The sequence below is a fragment of the Bradyrhizobium sp. genome, assembly GCF_016462955.1.
Classification (GTDB): Bacteria; Pseudomonadota; Alphaproteobacteria; order Rhizobiales; family Xanthobacteraceae; genus Bradyrhizobium.
Window position 1 is genome coordinate 1 of sequence record NZ_JAEMSD010000571.1, and the last position, 3990, is coordinate 3990.

A 3990-nucleotide genomic window follows, 5' to 3' on the forward strand; every position below is an offset into this window, starting at 1 on the left:
ATAGAGACGGGCTTCGAGTTCGTCCCGGGTCAACGCGGATGCGAGCGATACCACCGACATCATTCCTCAACCGACAGATGAACGAGAACCTTCTGGGTGTCGGAAAGGTCCCCGATGATCTTGCGGATGGGCACCGGAAGCTCCTTCACAAGGGTCGGGATCGCGACAATGCCGTGCTCCCGGGCCAGTTGCGGCTGCTTCTTGAGGTCGACGACCTCGACCTTGTACTTGCCGGCGAGGTGCTCGGAGCAGATCTTTTCGAGATTGCGGATCGCGGCGAGCGATTTCGGTGTCTCGCCGGCGACGTAGAGGACGAGCTTCACGGGGTCGTTGCCTGCTTGGGACATGGTTCAGTCCTATCTCGTCTTGCCGGGAGGAATGTCCATTCCCCGTCCCCGCGCGATTGCTGCGGCGTCGTCCCGGCTCTGTTGGAGGTGCTGTGTTTCGGCCGAAACGAGGCGGTTGAGTTCAGCCTCGTCGGCATCGATGTCGGCCTGGAGCGCCTCGATCTGAGCGAGGGCGCGTCGCCGTCGCTGCGTCACCTGGTCCTGCAGGCGCGTGACCTCGGCCCGCCTGTTCATCTCCGCGCGCCGGGCCCGCGCTTCCTCGTTTCGGCGGGCCGAACCGGTCAGAGCGCCGCCTTCGCCGAGATAGGGCTCCAGCAGGTGAATGCCGTCGCTCGACATCACGAACTCGCGGACCTGGTTGGAATGGGCGATGCCGCGCGCCTTCAGCAGATAGAGCTCGCGGTTGAACTCGCCGCTCGCCTCGCGGTTCAGCAGAAGGATCCAGCCGTCCATGAGCGACGACAGGCCGGCGTCGGTTTCCGCCTGCTGGACGCTCGCCAGATGGGTAAAAACGGCGGTGATGCCGTTGGATTTGAGGTAATCAACGATGCGCAGCAACATCGCCTGCACCTCGGCGATGTCGGCCGAGCCGGTGAAGGCGGAGATCGGGTCGAGCACGACCAGCTGCGGCTTGAACCTGTTGATCTCGCGCAGCATAATCGCAAGGTGCATTTCGAGCGAATAGAAGGTTGGGCGCGCGGCGATATAGCGCATCTGACCGTTCTTCAGCCATTTGCCGAGGTCGGTGCCGATCGACTTCATATTGCGGACGGTCTGCGCCTCGGCTTCTTCGAACGACAGATACAGGGCGCGCTCGCCGCGTTGGCAGGCGGCGTCCGCCATCATGCAGGCGAGCGAGCTCTTGCCCGCGCCGGCGACGCCGGTGAGCAGGATGCTGCTGCCGCGATGGAAGCCGCCGCCGGTCAGCATGGCGTCGAGGTCGGGCACGCCGGTCGAGATGCGATCGTCGAAGACCATGTGGCCGAGGCCGAGCGAGGACACGGGCAGAACGCTGAATCCGTCCTCGTCGATCAGGAACGGATATTCGTTGGTGCCGTGGGCGGTCCCGCGATATTTGACGATGCGCAGGCGCCGCGTCGAGATCTGGTTCTCCACCCGGTGATCGAGCAGGATCACGCAGTCGGAGACGTATTCCTCGAGGCCCTGACGTGTCAGGGTGCCGTCGCCGCGCTCGCCGGTGATGACCGCGGTCAGGCCCTTCTGCTTGAGCCAGTCGAACAGGCGACGGATCTCGGCACGCAGGATTGCAGGGTTGGAAAACGCCGAGAACAGGCTTTCGATCGTGTCGAGCACGATGCGCTTGGCGCCGATCTGGTCGACGGCGAATTCGAGCCGCAGGAAAAGGGCTTCGAGATCATAGTCGCCGATTTCAGCGACCTCTGATGGATCGATCTCGATGTGCTCGATGTGAATTCGCGACTGATCGATCAATCCTTGTAGATCGAAGCCAAGCGATTCAACGTTGGCGACGATGTCGACGGGCCGCTCCTCGAACGTCACGAAGACCCCAGGCTCGTCGTGGAGCCGCGCGCCGTTGAAGAGGAATGTCGAAGCGAACAATGTCTTGCCGCAACCGGCTGAGCCGCAGACCAATGTCGGCCGGCCGGTGGGGAGCCCACCAAGTGTCAGATCGTCGAAGCCTTCGATGCCGGTTGCAGATTTCGTGATGCCGTCAGTCATGCCCCAGTCCTGGTTCCCGGCATTTTCTACGCAAAGAACGGCGAACCGCATAGAGGAAGCCCATGCAATTTCGTCGCGGCGCTATTGGAACAAACTTCGTCCATCTCTGTTGTCTCGCCCGCTCAACGCTTGCCGTCTGCATGTGGCTGGGCTGCCGGTCACACGGCCGGCGGGTCCGGGCACTGTGATCGCGCGGTCGTCGATCTCCCCGCTGATCCCAGCCATTCGCCGTAAGTTCACTTGTGAACATACGATTTTACCGCGCCGGTCCATAACTTGGCTCGGAGCATGGAGGGGCAGCAACAAGGATGAGCGAGTTTGAGGGCCGCATGCAAACCATGCTGGATGCGGCACTCGATGCGGCTTTCAGTCACGTCAGGCATGGCGGCGACCATGAGAGCCGGAAGCTGGTTGCTGCGCGGCTGATGGAAGCGGCCCGGTCCGGTATGACGGCGTTGGAGGGGCTGACGTCGGTTGGCCGCCGTGCGTTGATGGACCTCAAGAGCCGATCGCCTGATTAGCGGAAGGCAACCCACCTTCCAATTCGCTCAGTAGTGGCGTGTCCAAGAACGAGTGATTGGCGTCGTCCGGTGAGATCCACCGACTGCATGCGTCACGATTGAAACGGCATGTGGAGTAGCTCGCCGACGGCAATGGCACGCCGCGTGGCTCCGCTTAGCTTGCCGGTCCCTCGGGCAATGCGCTTTCGGTCAGCTCAGCGCGCTCACCGTGCAGCACCTTGCGCGCAAACTCGATGATTTTCTGCTTATTCGCCGATTCGTGGACGGCAAAAAACACGCGGTTCAATTCCAGGCCGAGTACGCTGTTGAGAGCGATGTCCTCGTCTTGCATCGTGGCTTTCCCGCTTCGGACACGTTGAGGTGTAGCCCGAGGTCACTTCTTCCACAAGTAGATTGAACTTTCGGAGCAGAGGATGGCCGGGACAAGCCCGGCCATGACGATGTGGAGACGATCGTGCCCCGCCTGCGCGGGTCATATCCGACTGCCCCGCGGCATGCGGCAAGAAGGGATCATTTGGCTGCGGCAGGTTGCCCCAGCCGGCGCGGCAGCATTTTTGCATTGCGAGGCGCGTCTCGGTCGCATGCGCCCGCATGCAACAAAGTGCATGTTTGGTGTCGAATCGCTCTTGCCTCGGAACGATACTGCCATTACCCATTTTTCGGCCTTGAACAGGCAGGGGGAGCTCTTTCACTGATGGCGACAGTGTTCGAACATCGGCACGCGTGCGTATGCGCCTGAAAGAGTCCTGATGCTGCTCGTCGTCGAACAGTTCTTGAACGGTCTGCAGTTCGGCCTGCTGCTGTTCCTGCTCGCCGCTGGCCTGACCCTGGTGTTCGGGATCATGGATCTCGTCAACCTCGCGCACGGCTCGCTCTACATGATGGGCGCCTATTTCGCCGCGACCTTCGCCGCGTGGACCGGCAGCTTCCTGCTCGGCGCGCTGCTGGCGCTGGGGGCGACGCTGGTGCTCGGCATCGTGCTGGAGGTCAGCGCGCTGCGGCATCTCTATGGCCGCGACCATCTCGACCACGTGCTCGCGACCTTCGGCCTGATCCTGTTCTTCAACGAGGCCGTGCGGCTGATCTGGGGCCCAGCGGGCCTCGCGCTGCCGCTGCCAGCCTGGCTCACCGTGCCGGTACCCATCCTGCCCGGCATTCACTATCCCGCCTATCGCCTCGCCATCATCGTGGTGGCTTTGCTGGTCGCGCTGTTGCTCTATCTCGGCGTGATGCGCACCCGCATCGGCATGCTGATCCGGGCCGGCGCCTCCAACCGCGAGATGATCGGTGCGCTCGGCATCAACATCAAGCTGCTCTACACGCTGGTGTTCGGGCTTGGCGCGGCGCTCGCAGGCCTTGCCGGTTTGATGCAGGCGCCGATCCTCACCGTGCAGATCGGCATGGGCGAGAACATCCTGATC

General features: G+C 62.6%; 5 protein-coding genes. 2 read left to right on the forward strand and 3 right to left on the reverse strand.

The annotated features are described in order from the left end of the window. Nucleotides 1–59 precede the first annotated feature (59 nt). Together JHD07_RS34610 and kaiC are read right to left on the reverse strand one after the other, a co-directional pair. The gene (locus JHD07_RS34610; RefSeq protein ID WP_291630331.1) at nucleotides 60–347 is read right to left on the reverse strand and encodes a circadian clock KaiB family protein; all 288 of its coding nucleotides are present in this window, start codon (nucleotides 345–347) and stop codon (nucleotides 60–62) included. A gap of 9 nt (nucleotides 348–356) precedes the next feature. After that, on the reverse strand, nucleotides 357–2048 hold the full coding sequence (gene kaiC / locus JHD07_RS34615; RefSeq protein ID WP_291630333.1) for a circadian clock protein KaiC: 1692 nt from the start codon (nucleotides 2046–2048) through the stop codon (nucleotides 357–359). A gap of 308 nt (nucleotides 2049–2356) precedes the next feature. Between kaiC and JHD07_RS34620 the strand changes: the two genes are divergently transcribed. Beyond that, on the forward strand, nucleotides 2357–2569 hold the full coding sequence (locus JHD07_RS34620) for a hypothetical protein (protein ID WP_291630335.1): 213 nt from the start codon (nucleotides 2357–2359) through the stop codon (nucleotides 2567–2569). A gap of 154 nt (nucleotides 2570–2723) precedes the next feature. Here JHD07_RS34620 and JHD07_RS34625 read toward each other — a convergent pair whose 3' ends face one another. Then, the gene (locus tag JHD07_RS34625) at nucleotides 2724–2900 is read right to left on the reverse strand and encodes a hypothetical protein (RefSeq protein ID WP_291630337.1); all 177 of its coding nucleotides are present in this window, start codon (nucleotides 2898–2900) and stop codon (nucleotides 2724–2726) included. A gap of 418 nt (nucleotides 2901–3318) precedes the next feature. Here JHD07_RS34625 and JHD07_RS34630 point away from each other — a divergent pair. Next, nucleotides 3319–3990 (forward strand): branched-chain amino acid ABC transporter permease (locus JHD07_RS34630; protein ID WP_291630339.1); only part of this gene is annotated, 672 nt, incomplete at its 3' end.

Bases quoted from the DNA above. Each gene is read 5' to 3' on its own strand.
- JHD07_RS34610 (WP_291630331.1), bottom strand. From the start codon at position 347: ATGTCCCAAGCAGGCAACGACCCCGTGAAGCTCGTCCTCTACGTCGCC.
- kaiC (WP_291630333.1), bottom strand. From the start codon at position 2,048: ATGACTGACGGCATCACGAAATCTGCAACCGGCATCGAAGGCTTCGAC.
- JHD07_RS34620 (WP_291630335.1), top strand. From the start codon at position 2,357: ATGAGCGAGTTTGAGGGCCGCATGCAAACCATGCTGGATGCGGCACTC.
- JHD07_RS34625 (WP_291630337.1), bottom strand. From the start codon at position 2,900: ATGCAAGACGAGGACATCGCTCTCAACAGCGTACTCGGCCTGGAATTG.